General features: G+C 64.8%; 14 protein-coding genes and 1 tRNA gene. 4 read left to right on the plus strand and 11 right to left on the minus strand.

The window, feature by feature from the left end; translation table 11 throughout:
• Window positions 1-474: 474 nt before the first annotated feature.
• The 4 genes from RS901_RS11090 to pepN all read right to left on the minus strand — a co-directional run bounded on the left by RS901_RS11090 (window position 475) and on the right by pepN (window position 5,060).
• A complete protein-coding gene (locus RS901_RS11090; protein WP_316148830.1) occupies window positions 475-807 on the minus strand; it encodes a hypothetical protein in 333 nt (110 codons plus the stop codon).
• A 216-nt stretch (window positions 808-1,023) separates the two neighbouring features.
• A tRNA-Thr gene (locus tag RS901_RS11095) sits at window positions 1,024-1,099 on the minus strand.
• 150 nt (window positions 1,100-1,249) lie between these two features.
• Window positions 1,250-2,266, minus strand: a complete 1,017-nt coding sequence (locus RS901_RS11100) for a class 1 fructose-bisphosphatase (protein WP_316148832.1) — start codon at window positions 2,264-2,266, stop codon at window positions 1,250-1,252.
• 97 nt (window positions 2,267-2,363) lie between these two features.
• On the minus strand, window positions 2,364-5,060 hold the full coding sequence (gene pepN / locus RS901_RS11105; RefSeq protein ID WP_316148833.1) for an aminopeptidase N: 2,697 nt from the start codon (window positions 5,058-5,060) through the stop codon (window positions 2,364-2,366).
• Window positions 5,061-5,330: 270 nt separating this feature from the next.
• On the opposite strand from pepN, the gene RS901_RS11110 reads away from it, so the two are divergent.
• Complete coding sequence (locus tag RS901_RS11110) at window positions 5,331-5,963, plus strand: DUF4136 domain-containing protein (RefSeq protein ID WP_316148834.1); 633 nt, start codon at window positions 5,331-5,333, stop codon at window positions 5,961-5,963.
• A gap of 342 nt (window positions 5,964-6,305) precedes the next feature.
• Window positions 6,306-8,627: an NADP-dependent malic enzyme gene (locus RS901_RS11115; RefSeq protein ID WP_316148835.1), complete on the plus strand. Its 2,322-nt coding sequence runs from the start codon at window positions 6,306-6,308 to the stop codon at window positions 8,625-8,627.
• Between the two features lie 106 nt (window positions 8,628-8,733).
• Here RS901_RS11115 and RS901_RS11120 read toward each other — a convergent pair whose 3' ends face one another.
• From RS901_RS11120 to RS901_RS11145, 6 genes are all read right to left on the minus strand, one after another.
• Entirely contained in the window at window positions 8,734-8,979 is a 246-nt protein-coding gene (locus tag RS901_RS11120; RefSeq protein WP_316148836.1) for a hypothetical protein, read from the minus strand.
• 238 nt (window positions 8,980-9,217) lie between these two features.
• Window positions 9,218-10,285, minus strand: a complete 1,068-nt coding sequence (locus RS901_RS11125) for a porin (protein ID WP_316148838.1) — start codon at window positions 10,283-10,285, stop codon at window positions 9,218-9,220.
• A gap of 183 nt (window positions 10,286-10,468) precedes the next feature.
• A complete protein-coding gene (uraD, locus tag RS901_RS11130; RefSeq protein WP_316148839.1) occupies window positions 10,469-10,987 on the minus strand; it encodes a 2-oxo-4-hydroxy-4-carboxy-5-ureidoimidazoline decarboxylase in 519 nt (172 codons plus the stop codon).
• Window positions 10,984-11,934 (minus strand): allantoinase PuuE, encoded by a 951-nt coding sequence (gene puuE / locus RS901_RS11135; protein WP_114131418.1) that lies wholly within the window; start codon window positions 11,932-11,934, stop codon window positions 10,984-10,986. The genes uraD and puuE overlap by 4 nt, the downstream gene beginning before the upstream one ends.
• A gap of 125 nt (window positions 11,935-12,059) precedes the next feature.
• A complete protein-coding gene (locus RS901_RS11140; RefSeq protein WP_035819891.1) occupies window positions 12,060-13,466 on the minus strand; it encodes a nucleobase:cation symporter-2 family protein in 1,407 nt (468 codons plus the stop codon).
• Window positions 13,467-13,646: 180 nt separating this feature from the next.
• Window positions 13,647-14,417 (minus strand): GntR family transcriptional regulator, encoded by a 771-nt coding sequence (locus RS901_RS11145; protein ID WP_114131420.1) that lies wholly within the window; start codon window positions 14,415-14,417, stop codon window positions 13,647-13,649.
• A gap of 297 nt (window positions 14,418-14,714) precedes the next feature.
• On the opposite strand from RS901_RS11145, the gene uraH reads away from it, so the two are divergent.
• Entirely contained in the window at window positions 14,715-15,068 is a 354-nt protein-coding gene (gene uraH, locus RS901_RS11150; protein ID WP_010809171.1) for a hydroxyisourate hydrolase, read from the plus strand.
• A gap of 31 nt (window positions 15,069-15,099) precedes the next feature.
• The gene (locus RS901_RS11155) at window positions 15,100-16,308 is read left to right on the plus strand and encodes a urate hydroxylase PuuD (RefSeq protein WP_316148845.1); all 1,209 of its coding nucleotides are present in this window, start codon (window positions 15,100-15,102) and stop codon (window positions 16,306-16,308) included.
• A gap of 219 nt (window positions 16,309-16,527) precedes the next feature.
• Here RS901_RS11155 and RS901_RS11160 read toward each other — a convergent pair whose 3' ends face one another.
• A complete protein-coding gene (locus tag RS901_RS11160; RefSeq protein WP_018313161.1) occupies window positions 16,528-17,103 on the minus strand; it encodes a TMEM165/GDT1 family protein in 576 nt (191 codons plus the stop codon).
• Window positions 17,104-17,142: the final 39 nt, after the last annotated feature.

Raw genomic sequence — 17,142 nt, forward strand, 5'->3', positions numbered from 1 at the left:
GCAGCGTTGATACTTTGCGTATGTTCGCTCCCAACTCAAGCAGCCGAGAATTTTGGCGATAGGGTTGCACGATGCCTAGCGGGGAAAGGCGTTGCGCCCAACACATCGGCATTTGATGGGGCGGTCTCCGCCTGTGAAAAGGAAGTTCGCAGCGACGAACTGGCTAATGCATGGGTGCGTTGCCTCATTCGTGACATTTCCGCGATAGATGATGGCGTGTCCCCCGCATCCGACATTGCTACTGCATTTCAGTTTTCTTGCCAAGCGGAGCAGGCTGCGATGTCCCGAATAGCAGGCAGTGGGTACGAGGACAAGCAGAAAGTCACTCGTGAGGTGGCGATGCGAATAGTGCTCGAATTGCGAGCAGCAAGAAACAACTCAAGAAAGTCGAACAGTAAGTAAGGCCGTCGCAGCAATCGCCAAGCCCACCCTTCGCCGTGATTCAAGTACGCCTGTCCCAAAGGCTGAGCGAAATCAGTCCTCGTGCCCGTGCCGCCCGTGCCGCCTGTGCTCGCGGTGGTCGTGCCTGCGCCATCGCCGCTCGCCTTGGTCGTCGTCATCGTCATAGTCCCGCCCACGCCAACGAGGCGCATAAACGGGCGCGGGAGCCACGACAACCGGGCGAGGGACATACACTGGTTGCGGCGCTACATAGACCGGCTGGGGCGCAACGTAGACGGGCGCAGGTTCGGCGTAGACGACGCCGGGAATTCCGATGCCAATGTCAACATTTACGTGCGCCTGGGCGGCGGGGGCCATTGCGAGCAGTGCGCCGCTGAGCCCTGCAATGAATGCGAAATGCTTCATTTCTTCCTCAACTCTGAACGGCAGTAACTGTACTGGTTCACAGCGGGCACCTTGAAGCTAATTCTGTAATGATTGGTAACCATTGCGCTCGCACGCCGAGTATGGACGTGCTGTGGCACTGGCCTGCTGTTGACGCAATCCGCTTACAAGGCGGTTACATGGAAGCCAGAAAGCAAAAAGCCCAGTACGTTGACTGGGCTAAGTGCTTGATTCTTTTGGTGCCGAAGAGAGGAATCGAACCCCCGACCTTCTCATTACGAATGAGCTGCTCTACCGACTGAGCTACTTCGGCAACATGTTCCGGTGAACTGGAACAGCCCGCAATAGTAGCAGCGTTTTTCCGCCTTGTGAACCCCTTTTGTGTCGCCCGTGCCATCCGGCCGGGGCCAAAAGGAAACGGGGCGCCACCTGGGCGCCCCGTCTTATTGCCGCACGGCCGGAATCAGGCCTTGCCTTCGGCTTCCAGGTGGTAGCGGGTGACGCGTTCCACTTCGTTCTTGGAGCCCAGGATCACGGAGACGCGCTGGTGCAGTTTTTCGGGCTGCACGTCCATGATGCGCTGGTGGCCGTTGGTGGCGGAGCCGCCGGCCTGTTCGACCAGCATGGCCATCGGGTTGGCTTCGTACATCAGGCGCAGCTTGCCGGGTTTTTCCGGCTCGCGCTTGTCCCACGGGTACATGAAGACGCCGCCGCGGGTCAGGATGCGGTGCACGTCGGCGACCATCGAGGCGACCCAGCGCATGTTGAAGTTCTTGCCGCGCGGGCCTTCTTCGCCGGCCAGGCATTCGTCGATATAGCGGCGCACGGGCGGGGCCCAGTGGCGCATGTTCGACATGTTGATGGCGAATTCCTTGGTGTCGTCCGGGATCGTCACGTTGGAGTGCGTCAGCACGAAGCTGCCGGCCTCGCGGTCCAGCGTGAACATGTGCACGCCGTTGCCGACGGTCAGCACCAGGGTGGTCTGCGGGCCGTAGACGGCGTAGCCGGCGGCGACCTGGTGGGTGCCAGGCTGCATGAAGTCGGCCTCGGTCACGGTCTGGCCCGGCTTGGGCATGTGCAGCACCGAGAAGATGGTGCCGATCGAGACGTTGACGTCAATGTTCGACGAGCCGTCCAGCGGGTCGAACATCAGCAGGTATTCGCCCTTCGGGTAGCGGTTGGGAATCTCGTAGAACGATTCCATTTCTTCCGACGCCATGGCGGCGAGGTGGCCGCCCCATTCGTTGGCGTCGAGCAGCACTTCATTGGCGATCACGTCCAGCTTCTGCTGGGTTTCGCCCTGGACGTTGCCGGTGCCGGCCGAGCCCAGCACGCCGGCGAGCGCGCCCTTGCTGACGGCGTTGGAAATGGCCTTGCAGGCGCGCGCGACCACTTCGATCAGCAGCCGCAGTTCGGGCTGGATCGTGTTGTGCTTGCGCTGCTCCTCGACCAGGTAGCGGGTGAGGCTGATGCGAGTCATGGTTGGTTCTCCTTGGATGGCCGCAATTCTACATGCCCGGCCGCGCTTGGCCGGGCAAAGGGGGCGTTGGCGGGCCTCCTTGTGTCGTTCCAGCCGCTCAGGCGGCCAGCGCCTTGCCGACGATCTCGCGCACGTCGCGCGACAGCGTGCTGCTGGCGGCGACGCGTTCCAGTTCGGCGCGCATGCGGTCGCGCAGCGCCAGTTCGTACTTCTGCCAGCGGTCCATCACCCGCGCCAGGCGCGCCGCCACCTGCGGGTTGATGGCGTCGAGCGCCAGCACCTGGTCGGCCCAGAAGCGGTAGCCCGAGCCGTCCTGGGCGTGGAACTGCGCCGGGTTGCCGGAGCAGAAGCTGAAGATCAGCGAACGCGCGCGGTTGGGGTTGCGCAGGTTGAAGGCGGGGTGCTCCATCAGCGCGCGCACGGTGTCGATGGTGCGCTTGCCGGCGTGCGGGCCGACTTCACCGCGCTGCATGCCTTGCAGCGAGAACCATTTGTCGATCACCAGCGGGTCGTCCTCGAAGCGCTCGTAGAAGTCCGCCAGCGCATGCTCGCGCCCGGGGGCGAAGCTGTTGACCAGCGCCGACAGCGCGGCGAAGCGGTCGGTCATGTTGTCGGCGTTCTGGTACTGCTGCTCGGCCAGCGCCTGCATCGCGGCATCGCCGCTGTCGGCCAGGTAGCTGAGCGCCAGGTTGCGCAGTGCGCGCCTGGCGGCGGATGTGGCATCGGGCGAGTAGTTGCCCGGCGTGGCGTTGCCCTCGTAGGCGGCGAGCCAGTCAGCCTGCAGTGCGCGGGCCAGGCCTTCGCGCATGAACTGGCGGGCGCGGTGGATGGCGGCGGGATCGGCCACGCCCATGCGCTCGGCCAGATAGGCCTCGGCGGGCAGCACCAGCGCCTGTTCGCGGAAGGCGGGGTTGAGCGTGTCGTCGGTCAGCACGGCGCGCATGGCCTGCACCAGCGCGGGCTCGAGCTTGAGCTCGCGCCCGGCCTGGACGTCGGCCACCATCTGCAGCAGCGCGCGCGTGGCCAGGCGCTGGCCGGCTTCCCAGCGGTTGAAGGCATCGCTGTCGTGCGACAGCTGGAAGGTCAGCTGCGCGTCGGTGTACTCGGCATCGACGATCACCGGCGCTGAGAAGTTGCGCAGCAGCGAGGGCAGCGGGGCACTGGCGCCGCGCGGCAGGTTGATGAAGCGGAAGCGCTGCTCGGCCTGCGTGAAGTCGAGCACGCGGGTGGTCGCTCCCGGAGTGCTTTCACCTTCGAGCTGCAGCGGCAGGTCCTTGCCGTCGGCGCCAAGCAGGCCGAGCGCGAACGGGATATGGAAGGGCTGTTTCTCGGGCGTGCCGGCGCGGGTCTCGATGCCGACCTTGGGGCAGCGCTGCGACAGCGTCAGCGTCAGGCTGCCGTCGTCGCCGTTCCAGTCCGTGCGCGCCGTCACCACCGGGGTGCCGGCCTGGCTGTACCACAGGCCGAACTGGCTCAGGTCGCGGCCGTTGGCATCGGCCATCGCCGTGCGGAAGTCGTCGCAGGTGACGGCCTGGCCGTCATGGCGCTGGAAGTACAGGTCCATGCCCTTGCGGAAGCCGTCGCGGCCGAGCAGGGTCTGGTACATGCGCACGACTTCGGCGCCTTTCTCGTACACGGTGACCGTGTAGAAGTTGTTGATCTCTTCGTAGCTGTCGGGGCGCACCGGGTGCGCCATCGGGCCGGCGTCCTCGGGGAACTGCACCTGGCGCAGCACGCGCACGTCCTCGATACGCTTGACCGCGCGGCCGGATTCCGAGCCCATCATGTCGGCCGAGAACTCCTGGTCGCGGAACACCGTCAGGCCTTCCTTGAGCGAAAGCTGGAACCAGTCGCGGCAGGTCACGCGGTTGCCGGTCCAGTTGTGGAAGTACTCATGGCCGACCACCGCCTCGATATTGGCGAAGTCCGTGTCGGTGGCGGTCTGCGCATTGGCCAGCACGTACTTGGTGTTGAAGATGTTCAGGCCCTTGTTCTCCATCGCGCCCATGTTGAAGTCGCCCACGGCAACGATCATGAAGCGGTCCAGGTCCAGTTCCAGCCCGAAGCGGCGCTCGTCCCAGCGGATCGAATGGATCAGCGAATCGATGGCGTGGCGGGTCTTGTCGAGGTCGCGCGCCTCGACCCAGACCTGCAGCAGCTTGTCCTTGCCGGAGGCGGACTGGATCCGTTCCTCGATGCATTCGAGCTTGCCCGCGACCAGAGCGAACAGGTAGGCCGGCTTGCGGAACGGGTCTTCCCACACGGCTTCGTGGCGGCCGTCGGGCAGTTCGCGCTGGCCCACCAGGTTGCCGTTGGACAGCAGCACCGGGTAGGCGGCTCGGTCGGCGCGCAGCGTGACGCGGTAGGTCGCCATCACGTCGGGGCGATCCAGGAAGTAGGTGATGCGGCGAAAGCCCTCGGCTTCGCACTGGGTGAAGAAGTTGCCGTTGGACACGTACAGGCCCGACAGCGTGGTATTGGCCGCGGGCTGGCACGCGGTGGTGATCTCCAGCGTGCCCTGCGCCGGCAGGCCGGGGATGGTCAGCGTGCCGGAATCCTGGGTCGCGTTGGCGACCGGCTTGCCGTCCAGGCTGACGCCGATCAGTTCGAGTTCCTCGCCGGCCAGCACCAGCGCTGCATCGGGCGTGCCGGCCTGGCGCGCGAAGCGCAGCGTGCTGGTGACCACGGTGCGCTGGGGATCGAGGTCCAGCACCAGCTCGGCGTGGTCGATGGCGAACGGCGGCGGAGTATAGTCCTTGCGATAGACGGTAACGGGCGTGTCGGTGCGCAGCATGGAAAGATCCTGTCTTCGGAAGACCGTTAGGAAAGGGGGCGGGCCATGCGCGCGGCAGCGAAGCATGGCGCTGAAGTCCTCATTGTAGCCAAGGGGTCGGGGCGCGGCCCGGCACTGCACGGCATCGGCATGCTGCGGGGAATTCCGCGCCGGCGGCGTGGTCTCAGAGACACGTGGATATTCAGAGGAAAGCGAGGTAGCACTATGTGGCAGCGCGCTGGCGGTGTCGGCAATGCAGGAGCGGCGGGGCCGCGCAGGTGGTGGGGGGCGATGGCGTTGCTGGCTGCGCTGGCGGCGCTGTTGCTGTCAGGGTGCGCCAGCACGGTGGTGACCGATGTCACGGCGTTCCGCCAGCCCGGCTGGCAGAACGATGCGCCGCGCACCTACAGCTTCGAGCGCAGCGCCGAGCAGGCGGCGCAGCTGGACCGCCAGACCTATGAGCAGTGGCTGGCCGCGGCGCTGGCGGGGATCGGCTTCGAGCAGGTGCCGGCGAAACAGGCGCGCTATCGCGTCAGCATGGACTTCGATGCCGCGCCCGGCATCGTGCGCGTGGCCGAGACCGTCTACCCGGACCCGTGGTACGGCCCGTGGGGCCCGTACTGGGGGCCTGGCTACTACCGCCCGTACGGGCCCTGGGGTCCGTGGGGCCCATGGGGGCCGGGCTACTGGCCGCCGCAGACCGTGGTGCGTGACGTGCCGGTGACGTTCTCCAGCCTGCGGGTGTATTTCAGGGATGCGGCCAGCGGCAAGCGGATTTACCAGGTCACCGCGCAGAACCAGACCGAGAACGGCAGCCTGCCGGCGGTCATGCCCTACCTGATCCGCAGCGCCTTTACCGACTTCCCGGCCGAGAGCGGCCGTCCGCGCCGGGTGACGCTGGAGGTCGAGAAAAACGCAAAATAGGGCGGCCGGGGCCTGGCCGCGCCGTCCCGGCCAGGCGATGCGTGCGAATGCATGCAGGGGCATGCGTCTGCACCTGCATTGCATACGCAATGGTAAAAGCTGTTTAACTGGAATAATCCACTCAAAAAATGGCCTGCAGGCGGGCTCTGGTGGTACTTTGCGCGGACACGTGGGCTAGAATGGTTGCTCGATTTTTCCGGCCTGTCTGCCGGAATCGCCAGTTTCGCTGCCAGGCGTTGTCCTTCGCTGCCGGCCCGTATCCTGAGATTTCTCGATCGGGGCCGAGCCGGATCTTGGCGGGAGAGGGGCGCTTCCGGTCCGGGCCATTTTCCGGACGAGCCAATGAGCAGCAAGAACAGCGGTGATGCACCGCAACATGCCCCGAACAGTCCTGAAGCGCAACTGCGCCTCGCTGCGCTGGAATACCACCGCAGCCCCACCAAGGGAAAGATCCAGGTAACCGCGACCAAGGCGCTGTCCAACCAGCGCGACCTGTCGCTGGCCTACTCGCCGGGCGTGGCCTATGCCTGCGAGGAAATCGCCAAGGATCCCGCCACCGCCGCCGAGTACACCTCGCGCGCCAACCTGGTGGCTGTCGTCACCAACGGCACTGCCGTGCTGGGCCTGGGCGATATCGGCCCGCTGGCCGGCAAGCCGGTGATGGAGGGCAAGGGCTGCCTGTTCAAGAAGTTCGCCGGCATCGACGTGTTCGACATCGAGCTCGACGCGCGCGACCCGGACAAGATCGTAGAGATCGTTGCCGCGCTCGAGCCCACGCTGGGCGGCGTGAACCTGGAAGACATCAAGGCGCCGGAATGCTTCTACATCGAGCAGAAGCTGCGCGAGCGCATGAACATCCCCGTCTTCCACGACGACCAGCACGGCACCGCCATTATTTCGACCGCGGCGCTGCTCAATGGCCTGAAGGTGGTCGGCAAGGACGTCGGCAAGGTGAAGCTGGCCGTGTCCGGCGCCGGCGCGGCTGCCATTGCCTGCCTGGACACCATGGTCAGCCTCGGCGTGAAGCGCGAGAACATCTCGGTGGTGGACTCCAAGGGCGTGATCTACGTTGGCCGCGACGCCAACATGGAAGCCAACAAGGCGCGCTACGCACAGGACACCTCGGCGCGCACGCTGGCTGACATCGTCAAGGACGCCGACGTCTTCCTGGGTTGCTCGACCGCCGGCGTGCTGACCGCCGAGATGGTCAAGACCATGGCCGACAAGCCCATCATCCTGGCGCTGGCCAACCCCGAGCCGGAAATCCGCCCGGAAGTGGCCAAGGCCGCGCGCCCGGACTGCATCATCGCCACCGGCCGTTCGGACTACCCGAACCAGGTCAACAACGTGCTGTGCTTCCCGTACATCTTCCGCGGCGCACTGGATTGCGGCGCGACCAAGATCACGGAAGCGATGAAGCTGGCCTGCGTCAAGGCCATCGCCGAGCTGGCCGAGGCCGAGCTGAACGACGCCGTTGCCGCCGCCTACGGCGGCCGTGAGCTGAAGTTCGGCCCGGACTACATCATCCCGACACCGTTCGACCAGCGCCTGATCGAGAAGATCGCGCCGGCGGTGGCCAAGGCCGCGGAGGAATCCGGCGTGGCCACGCGCCCGATCAAGGACCTCGAAGCGTATCGCCAGCAGCTGTCCACCTATGTCTATCACACCGGCCTGATCATGAAGCCGGTGTTCTCGGCCGCCAAGGCCGCGCCCAAGCGCGTGGCCTACGCCGAGGGCGAGGAAGAGCGCGTGCTGCGTGCCGTCCAGACCGTGGTGGACGAAGGTCTGGCCCGTCCCACCTTGATCGGCCGCCCGCACGTGATCCAGATGCGCATCGAGAAGGCCGGCCTGCGCCTCAAGGCCGGGGTGGACTTCGATCTGGTCAATCCGGAAGAAGACCCGCGCTATCGCGCCTACCACGAGGCCTACCAGGCCCTGCGCGGCCGCGACGGCGTGACGCCGGACATGGCCAAGGTGGCACTGCGCCGCTCCAACACGCTGATCGGCACGATGCTGATGCACATGGGCGATGCCGATGCGCTGCTGTGCGGCACGGTGGGCCGCTTCGAGGCACACCTCGAGCACGTGCGCGACGTGATCGGCCTGGCGCCGGGCGCCAAGGTATTCGCCGCGATGAATGCGCTGATGCTGGAAAAGCATACGCTGTTCATCACCGACACCTTCGTCAATGATGATCCCACCGCCGACGAACTGGCCGCGATCACGCAGCTGGCCGCTGAGGAAATCGCGCGTTTCGGCCTCGTTCCCAAGGTCGCGCTGATGTCGCACTCGATGTTCGGCTCCTCTACCCGTCCGTCGGCGCGCAAGATGCGCGAGGCAGCGGGGATCCTGGCCAAGCTGGCACCGCACCTGGAAGTGGAAGGCGAGATGCAGGGCGACGCTGCCCTGGACGAAGACGTGCGCCGCCACTTCCTGCCGTCGACCAAGCTGGCCGGCAGCGCCAACCTGCTGGTGATGCCGACGCTGGACGCCGCCAATATCGCCTTCAACCTGCTCAAGATCACGGGCGGGCAGGGCGTCACGGTGGGCCCGATCCTGCTGGGAGCGGCCAAGCCGGTGCATATCCTGAACCCGCAGGCCACTACGCGCCGGATCGTCAACATGACGGCCGTGGCGGTGGCGGAGAGCAACGCGGTGCGCTGATGCGCTGACAGGTGTGCGCCAATGTAAAAAGCCGGGTCTGATGATCCGGCTTTTTCTTTGATGCTGCCCCGCGGCAAGCGCGCAGGGCACGCTGTGGGTTCGGTGGCTATTGCAGCACGTTGTACTGCTCGCGCATCACGACAATGATCGACTTGGCCGCGGCGAGATGCGTGCCCAGGTTGTCGACGGATTCTTGGGGGAAATCGACCTCGGCGCTCCAGTTGCATCCGGTATGGTCAGGCTGGTGCATTCGCACCGCGTGCAGTTCGCATTCGCCGCACTCGGGGTTGTTGTCGAGGCACTGGTTCAGGATGGCCATCAGTTCGGAACGGGTCTTGGGGTATCGCCGCATGAATCACCTCTCTCAGTCGTTTTTGAGGTCCGGATCACCAATCTAGGAAGCGTGAAGGAGGGCTTCCAATTGAATCCACCTATGAAATAGCGGCTTTCGATCCGTATTGCCTGACGGCATGCGATGGCGCGGCGCAGCATTGCGGCGGCAGATTTCCGCGCGATGTGATGCGAACGCGGCAATGAAAAAGCCCGCCGGAAGGGCGGGCTCAAGGACTGCCGGTGAGGCGGTTACGTCATCAGAACTTGTGACGCACGCCCACGCCGAAGGTATCGCCGTGCTCGATGCCGGTGATCTTGTCGTAGTAGTAGGCAGCGTAGACGTCGGTGCGCTTGGACAGGTTGTAGTCGTAGGCGACGGCAAACGTGTTGCGCTTGAAGTCACCGATCGCGTTCTCGGTCTTGCCATAGGCGTAGGACGCCAGCACGTTGCCGGCACCGATCGGCACCGAGGCGCCGACCTGACCGTTGGTGTGCTTGATGTCGCCGCTGGCGGCCGTGCTGGCCTTGGTCTTGATGTACTGGCCCTGGGCGAACAGCTTGACCACCTTGAAGTCGTACGTGATGCCGCCCAGGACGGCGTCCTGGCGGCTGAAGCCCGCGCTCGACAGGTCGTCGGGAACCGCGTTGAAGCGGACCTGCTGGTACGCGACGGTCGCGGCGAACGGCCCGTTGAAGTACATCAGGTTGCCGCCCCACTTGTTCTGGCCCGCGGCACCTGCCTTCTCGCCTGCCGAGTAGATCAGGTTCGCGCTCAGGCCGCCGAAGTTCGGGGTGGAGTACAGCACCGAGTTGTTCCAGCCCGAGTCGCCGATGATGCCCGGATCCACCACGCCATTGCTGGCGGCACCGAAGTAGGTGTGGAAGATGGTCGGCGAGAACACGTACGAGTCGACCAGCGGGTTGAACAGGATGGTCGAGATGAAGTACGGGGTCGTGTTGCGGCCCAGCTTCAACGTACCCAGCTTGTCATTCTGCAGGCCGACGTACGCATTGCGGCTGAACATCGAGTCGCCGTTGAAGCGGCCGCTGTTGCCGCTGTCCGTGCGGAAGAACCCGTTCAGGTCGAAGATGGCCTTGGTGCCGCCGCCCAGGTCTTCGGTGCCCTTGATGCCCCAGTAGGACGTCTGCATACCGCCCGAGTTGGCCACCCATGCGCGCTCGCCCGAACCCGGGCTCTTGACGCCGCCGACGAACATGTCAGCCTGACCGTACAGCGTGACGCTGGACTGGGCCATGGCCGCGCCGGAAAAAAGGGTAGCCGCTACCGCCGCCAGCTTTAGTGCCGGCTTGTACTGCTTCTGCATTGTTAGACCTCCGTGGTTTGATCGATCCTGCTTGGAACGTTGTGTACTGGGTCCCTGTCGGGTTCTTCTAATGTCTTGGTGCTTTTATTCGTGCCGCCTGGCCTGGCTCGGTGATGGGTGGTGCATGGGGTGCCGGCGGCATCGGGTACAGCGTTTTTTGTTATACAGGTGACGCTTTTTTGCTCAGGCGGATACTAAGTCGTCAAGCCGAAACTGCGCAATGCGATGGATCTGGTTGATGCAAGTTTGCAACTCTTGCTGCGGCGTGTTTTCCAGGCGGCGCGCGAACTCCGCGATGATCCCGTGGCGGTCGTAGCCGCGCACGGCCAGGATGAACGGGAAGCCGAATTTCTGGTTGTAGGCCGCGTTGAGCGACTGCAGGCGGTCGAACTCATCGGGTGTGCACAGGTTCAGGCCGGCGCCGCTTTGCTCGCGCGTGGATTCGGCGGTCAGCTCGCCGCGCACGGAGGCTTTGCCGGCCAGTTCCGGGTGGGCGCGCACCAGCTTGAGCTGGGCCGCCTCGCCGGCTTCATCGACGGCCTTGCGCAGTGCCTGCGCCAGCGCGGCGCCGTCGGCGAAGGGCCGTTGCGCGGCAGCGGTCTCGGCAAACCACGGCGAATGTTCGTAGATGCCGCCCAGCACCTGCACGAACTCCGCGACAGGCATGGTGTTGAGTTGGGCGATGGTGTAGGTCTGGCTCATGCTTGGTTCCGGGGGGTGTAGGGGTGGGTATCGGCCCAATGCCGGGCGATGTCGACACGGCGGCAGATCCACACCTTGTCGTGTCCCTGCACATAGTCGAGGAAGCGCTGCAGCGCGCGGAAGCGGCCCGGGCGGCCGAGCAGGCGGCAGTGCATGCCGATCGACAGCATCTTGGGGCTGTCCTGTCCGCTCGGGTCGCCTTCCTCGTACAGCACGTCGAACGCGTCCTTCAGGTACTGGAAGAACTGTTCGCCGGTATTGAAGCCCTGCGGCGTGGCAAAGCGCATGTCGTTGGAGTCGAGCGTGTACGGCACCACCAGGTGCGGCTTCTTCTCGCCGCCGGTGACTTCGACTTCGGTCCAGAAGGGCAGGTCGTCGCCGTAGTAGTCCGAGTCGTACAGCAAGCCGCCGTGCTCCACCACCAGGCGGCGCGTGTTGGGGCTGTCGCGGCCGGTGTACCAGCCCAGCGGCAACTCGCCGGTCAGGTCCTTGATGATCTGCATGCCGATGCGCATGTGCTCGCGCTCGGTGGCTTCGTCGATGCCCTGGTAGTGGATCCAGCGCCAGCCGTGGCAGGCGATCTCATGGCCCAGCTCGACAAAGGCGCGCGTTAGTTCCGGGTGGCGCTGCAGCGCCATCGATACGCCGAAGATGGTCAGCGGCAGGCCGCGCTTCTCGAACTCGCGCAGCAGGCGCCAGACCCCGGCACGCGAGCCGTATTCGTAGATGCCCTCCATGCTCATGTGGCGGTCGGGGTAGGCCGCGGCGCCGACGATCTCGGAGAGGAACTGCTCGGAGGCGGCGTCGCCGTGCAGCACGCAGTTTTCGCCGCCTTCTTCGTAGTTGAGGACGAACTGCAGCGCAACGCGCGCGCCGCCCGGCCAGCGGGCGTGCGGCGGCCGGGCACCGTAACCGATGAGATCGCGTGGATAGTTATCGTTTGTCATGTGTCTTTGCTTGCTTCAGGAAAACTTCCGGCACCGCCGCGCCGCCCGCAAGCGCCGACCATCACGCAACGAACGTGCCAGTCGTGCCGGCGGCGGTGCCGGATACTTCGATACCGTTGCTTCGGTTACTCGGTGCCGTGCGAGTTGGCGGCGGCGTTGCGCATGGCCTCTTCGCGCGACTGGATGCCGTTGTAGAACAGATTCAGCGCCACGGCCACGATCGTGCCCAGCACGATGCCGCTGTGGGTGAACGGACCGGTCCACTTCGGCAGGTACTGGAAGAAGGTCGGTGCCAGCGTCGGGATCATGCCGGCGCCGATCGAGATGGCGACGATGAACAGGTTGTGGCGGTTGCGGTTGAAATCGCACGAGCCCAGGATGCGGATGCCGGTGGCGGCCACCATGCCGAACATCACGATGCCGGCGCCGCCCAGCACGAACTGCGGCACCGAGGCCACCACGTGGGCCATCTTGGGGAACAGGCCGAAGGCGACCAGGATGATGCCGCCGGCCGCCGCCACATAGCGCGAGCGCACGCCGGTCACGGTCACCAGGCCCACGTTCTGCGAGAACGAGGTGTACGGGAAGGTGTTGAAGACGCCGCCGATCACGGTGCCCAGGCCGTCGGCGCGCAGGCCGCGGGTCAGGTCCTCGTTGCTCAGCTTCTTGCCGGTGATGTCCGACAGCGCCAGGAACATGCCGGTGGATTCCACCAGCGTGATCAGCATGACGATGCACATCGACAGGATGGCGGTCACTTCGAAGGTCGGGATGCCGAAGTGCAGCGGCGTGATGACAGCGACGAAGCTGGCTTCATCCAGGCCTTCGAACGACACCTTGCCCATGGCCATCGCCACCAGCGTGCCGGCGATGATGCCCAGCAGCACTGCGCAGTTGGCCACCAGGCCGCGGCCGTACTTGGTCAGCAGCAGGATGATCAGCAGCGTCAGGCCGGCAATGCCGAGGTTGGCCAGGTCGCCGTAGGCGAGGTTGGGCACCTCCTTGACCACGCCGTCGATCACGGCGCGGGTGGTGGGCTGGCCGCCGGCCGCCCAGTTGATGCCCACACGCATCAGCGACACGCCGATCAGCGTGATCACCGTGCCGGTCACCACCGGCGGGAACAGCCCCAGCATGCGCCCCATCATCGGCGCGATCAGGATGCCGAATATCCCCGACGCGATCACCGCGCCATAGATGCCGAGCAGGCCGACATTGGGATCGGTGCCGATGGCGATCATCGGCGCCACCGAGGCGAAGGTCACGCCCATCATCACCGGCAGGCGGATGCCGAACTTCCAGAAACCAAAGGCCTGGATCAGCGTGGCCAGGCCCGCGGCGAACAGGTCGGCGTTGATCAGGAACGCCAGCTGGTCCTTGGGCAGCTTGAGCGCGCCACCTACGATCAGGGGCACGGCAACCGTGCCGGCGTACATCACCAGAACGTGCTGCAACCCGAGCGCGAGCAGGCGCCCGGAAGGCAAACGCTCGTTGGTGAGGTCCGTCGGGACCGTGGTGCTTGCGGAATTCATTGGTGCGTCTCCTCTCCTTTGGTTTGATGGGAACACCACTGCCATGGCCCTGGTCCTGGATGCAGGAAGGTCTCCGGACCGTTATCTGCCGGTCGTCTCAGCACTCTCGTCGGTGAGCTGGGTGCTGTTTGCCGACCGGGTCTGGCCTTGTATTTGGGGGGCAGGGGCGGGAACACCGTGCTAGGTGGAGCGGCCTAGCACGCTGCGAAGATCAAAGTTGCCTGGCTCGTCCGGCTGCACGCGGTCGGCGCAGGCGCCAAGGTGGTGCGCCATGCGCGACTGGGCCAGCGCGGCATTGCCCTGTTCGAGTGCGTCGAGGATCTCTTCGTGTTCATCGAACGAGCAGGCGTTGTTGCCCGGGGCTTCCACGCTGGCGATCATCAGCGTGGTGCGCGACACCAGCCGGCGCATCATGTTGACCAGCAGCGCGTTGCCCGACAGTTCCGCCAGCGCCGTATGGAACTCGGCGGACAGGCGGATCCATTTGGGCCGGTCATGCGTGAGGAAGGCCTGGCGCTCGCTGGCCACCATCTGGCGCAGCGGCGCGATCACGGTCTTGACGTCGGGCATGCCGGCAAGCTTTTCCAGCACCGCGCGTTCCAGCATCTGGCGCAGCTCGAACATGTCGTGCGCTTCGTCGGTGGAGGGGCTGGCGATAAAGGCGCCGCGGTTGGGTTCGAGATCGACCATGCCGTCGGCGGCCAGGTGCGACAGCACCTTGCGCACCGTGTGCCGCGCGGTGGCATAGATCTCGCAAAGGGAATGCTCGGTCAGCTTGGTGCGCGGCGGCAGCCGGTGCTCCATGATCGCGTCGTAGATCTCGTGATACATGCGCTCTTCGACCGAGCCCTTGCGTGCGGGCTTGGCGGGCTTGCCCGCCTGGATTTCGGTCAACTCGGCGTCGGCCTTGGTTTCGGCGTTGGCGGCAATCAGCTTCAGGCTCTTGGACATCGTGGCACCAGCAGTCAGACGGGGCACCGCAAATCCTGGACATCAGGCAGCGGTGATCCAAAAATTGTTGACAATTATTCGTTTACTGCTTCAATATTGTCAACAAAACCGACTCAGGTTTTCGACAACTCAGGGAAATCCCTGAATTGCCAACCGGGTAGTGCAGGCGCAATGTCGCCACGCACCACCCAGCGCCGGGATGCGTTACCAGACGTACCGAGCGGGCACCATTCCCACAAATGGTGCTAGTGAAGGCAGCGGCGCCCCTCACAACCCAATCGCCTAAGGAAAAACACGATGGGACGCTTGACCACACACGTACTCGACACCGCTGCCGGCACGCCCGGCAAGGGCATGTCGGTTACTCTTCATAAGATTGTCGACAATCGTCGCGAAACCCTGAAGACAGTCGTGACGAACCACGACGGCCGTTGCGACCAGCCGCTGCTGGAAGGCGCGGACTTCGCCGTTGGCGTGTATGAGCTGGAATTCGCTGCGGGCGACTACTTCCGCGCGCAAGGCACGCAGCTGCCCGAGCCGGCTTTCCTGGACGTGGTGCCCCTGCGCTTCGGTATTGCCGATGTCAACGCGCACTACCACGTGCCCCTCCTGGTTTCGCCCTGGTCGTACTCGACCTACCGCGGCAGCTGAAGCGGTGGCATAGGGAAACAGGAGACAAGACATGGAAGGCTACATTCTCGACTGGGCCAATCTGCTGCTGCGCTGGGTGCACGTCATCACGGCGATCGCGTGGATCGGCTCCTCGTTCTATTTCGTCTGGCTCGATAACAGCCTGACCCGTCCCACCGATCCTGATCTGCAGGAGAAGGGTGTCGGCGGCGAGCTGTGGGCCGTGCACGGCGGCGGTTTCTACAACCCGCAGAAATACCTGACCGCGCCCAAGACGCTGCCTGAGAACCTGCACTGGTTCTACTGGGAGTCGTATTCCACGTGGATGACCGGCTTCGGCCTGCTGGTGGTGCTGTACCTGTTCAACGCCAGCACGTTCCTGATCGACAAGAACGTCTACGACATGTCGCCCGGCGCGGCGGTCGGCCTAGCGCTGTCCTACCTGGCCGCGGGCTGGGTGGTCTATGACGTGATCTGCCGCGTGTTCGGCAAGAGCGACAAGACCGTGGGCGTGCTGGTGGCGATCTACGTGGCCGTGGCTGCCTACGTGGCGTGCCACCTGTTCTCGGGCCGTGCGGCGTTCCTGCTGACCGGTGCGATGATCGCCACCATCATGAGCGCGAACGTGCTGGTGTGGATCATCCCGGGCCAGCGCAAGGTGGTTGCCGCGCTGCGGGCAGGCCAGCCGGTCGATCCGGTCCATGGCAAGAACGCCAAGCAGCGCAGCGTGCACAACACGTACTTCACGCTGCCGGTGCTGTTCGCGATGCTGTCGAACCACTACAGCATGACCTACAGCTACAAGTACAACTGGGCCGCGCTGATCCTGATCATGCTGGCCGGTGTGCTGATCCGCCAGTTCTTCATCCTGAAGCACAAGGGCAAGATCAACGTGGCCTGGCCCGCAGCCGGCGTTGCCGTGCTGGCCGTGGTCGCCGTGCTGATCGCGCCGCAACCGCGCACGGCCGTGGCCAAGGCAGAAGGCGGTGACGCCGCCGCCGCCGTCAGCTTTGCCAAGGTGCAGGAAGTGATGAACGCCCGCTGCGTGCAGTGCCACGCCGCGCAGCCGAAGATGATGCCGACCGCAGCCAAGGGCATCAAGCTCGACACCGCGGAAGACATCAAGGCCCACGCCCAGCTGATCTACCAGCAGGCCGTGCAGCAGAAGGCGATGCCGCTGGGCAACGTGACGCAGATCACCGACGACGAACGCGCCCTGCTGGGGCAGTGGTTCGAAGGCGGTGCCAAGACTACCAACTAGTCCGCTGAATCATTGACATGGCAGGCACCGACCAATTTCAGTGATTCAGTGGACCAGGGGTGGCTTGATCTGAAAAGCATCAGGGCCGGCGCGTGCAGATGGCCCGCGAAATCCGAGCATCGGTGATCGACGGTCCGGAGGGTTGTGCGGTTGGCAACCGTCAGTACCGGACCGGCGAGGGTTTGAACGGGGCCTTGTGCCCCGTTTTTTTTGGGCGACTTATCCGCCGATATTCAGCAACGCGAGCACCCCCAGCACCAGGAAGATCCCCGCCGCGATCTTGTGCACCAGCCCGATCGGCATCTTGTTGGCAAACTTGTCGCCAAGCAGGACCGCCGGTGCATTGGCGACCATCATGCCGAAGGTGGTGCCGGCCACCACGGGAATCACCGCATCGCTGAAGCGCGCGGCCAGCGCCACGGTGGCGATCTGGGTCTTGTCGCCCATCTCGGCAAAAAAAAAGGCCACGATGGTGGTGCCGAGGATGCCGAGGGCGCCCTTGACTGGCTTGGCCTGTTCGGCGTCGTCGAGTTTGTCGGGGATCAGCATCCATCCCGCCATCGCGATAAAGCCCAGGCCCAGGATCCAGCGCAGCAGGCTTTCGCCCAGCACATGCGTGATCCAGCCGCCGAGCGCGCCGGCGAAGCCATGGTTGAACAGCGTGGCGATCAGGATGCCAAGGATGATGGGAACGGGCTTGCGGTAGCGCGCGGCCAGCACCAGCGACAGCAATTGCGTCTTGTCGCCCATTTCAGCGAGGGCGACGATGCCTGTGGAGACGAGGAAGGCTTCCATATTGGTCTTGTGGGGTAACCGGGCCGCAATGCATCGCGA

This window comes from Cupriavidus sp. BIC8F (assembly GCF_032465815.1).
In the GTDB taxonomy this organism is placed as follows: Bacteria; Pseudomonadota; Gammaproteobacteria; order Burkholderiales; family Burkholderiaceae; genus Cupriavidus; species Cupriavidus necator.

Excerpts from the sequence above, each read along its gene's own strand:
- RS901_RS11090 (WP_316148830.1), bottom strand. The coding sequence starts at position 807 with ATGAAGCATTTCGCATTCATTGCAGGGCTCAGCGGCGCACTGCTCGCA.
- RS901_RS11100 (WP_316148832.1), bottom strand. The coding sequence starts at position 2,266 with ATGACTCGCATCAGCCTCACCCGCTACCTGGTCGAGGAGCAGCGCAAG.
- pepN (WP_316148833.1), bottom strand. The coding sequence starts at position 5,060 with ATGCTGCGCACCGACACGCCCGTTACCGTCTATCGCAAGGACTATACT.
- RS901_RS11110 (WP_316148834.1), top strand. The coding sequence starts at position 5,331 with ATGGCGTTGCTGGCTGCGCTGGCGGCGCTGTTGCTGTCAGGGTGCGCC.
- RS901_RS11115 (WP_316148835.1), top strand. The coding sequence starts at position 6,306 with ATGAGCAGCAAGAACAGCGGTGATGCACCGCAACATGCCCCGAACAGT.
- RS901_RS11120 (WP_316148836.1), bottom strand. The coding sequence starts at position 8,979 with ATGCGGCGATACCCCAAGACCCGTTCCGAACTGATGGCCATCCTGAAC.
- RS901_RS11125 (WP_316148838.1), bottom strand. The coding sequence starts at position 10,285 with ATGCAGAAGCAGTACAAGCCGGCACTAAAGCTGGCGGCGGTAGCGGCT.
- uraD (WP_316148839.1), bottom strand. The coding sequence starts at position 10,987 with ATGAGCCAGACCTACACCATCGCCCAACTCAACACCATGCCTGTCGCG.
- puuE (WP_114131418.1), bottom strand. The coding sequence starts at position 11,934 with ATGACAAACGATAACTATCCACGCGATCTCATCGGTTACGGTGCCCGG.
- RS901_RS11140 (WP_035819891.1), bottom strand. The coding sequence starts at position 13,466 with ATGAATTCCGCAAGCACCACGGTCCCGACGGACCTCACCAACGAGCGT.
- RS901_RS11145 (WP_114131420.1), bottom strand. The coding sequence starts at position 14,417 with ATGTCCAAGAGCCTGAAGCTGATTGCCGCCAACGCCGAAACCAAGGCC.
- uraH (WP_010809171.1), top strand. The coding sequence starts at position 14,715 with ATGGGACGCTTGACCACACACGTACTCGACACCGCTGCCGGCACGCCC.
- RS901_RS11155 (WP_316148845.1), top strand. The coding sequence starts at position 15,100 with ATGGAAGGCTACATTCTCGACTGGGCCAATCTGCTGCTGCGCTGGGTG.
- RS901_RS11160 (WP_018313161.1), bottom strand. The coding sequence starts at position 17,103 with ATGGAAGCCTTCCTCGTCTCCACAGGCATCGTCGCCCTCGCTGAAATG.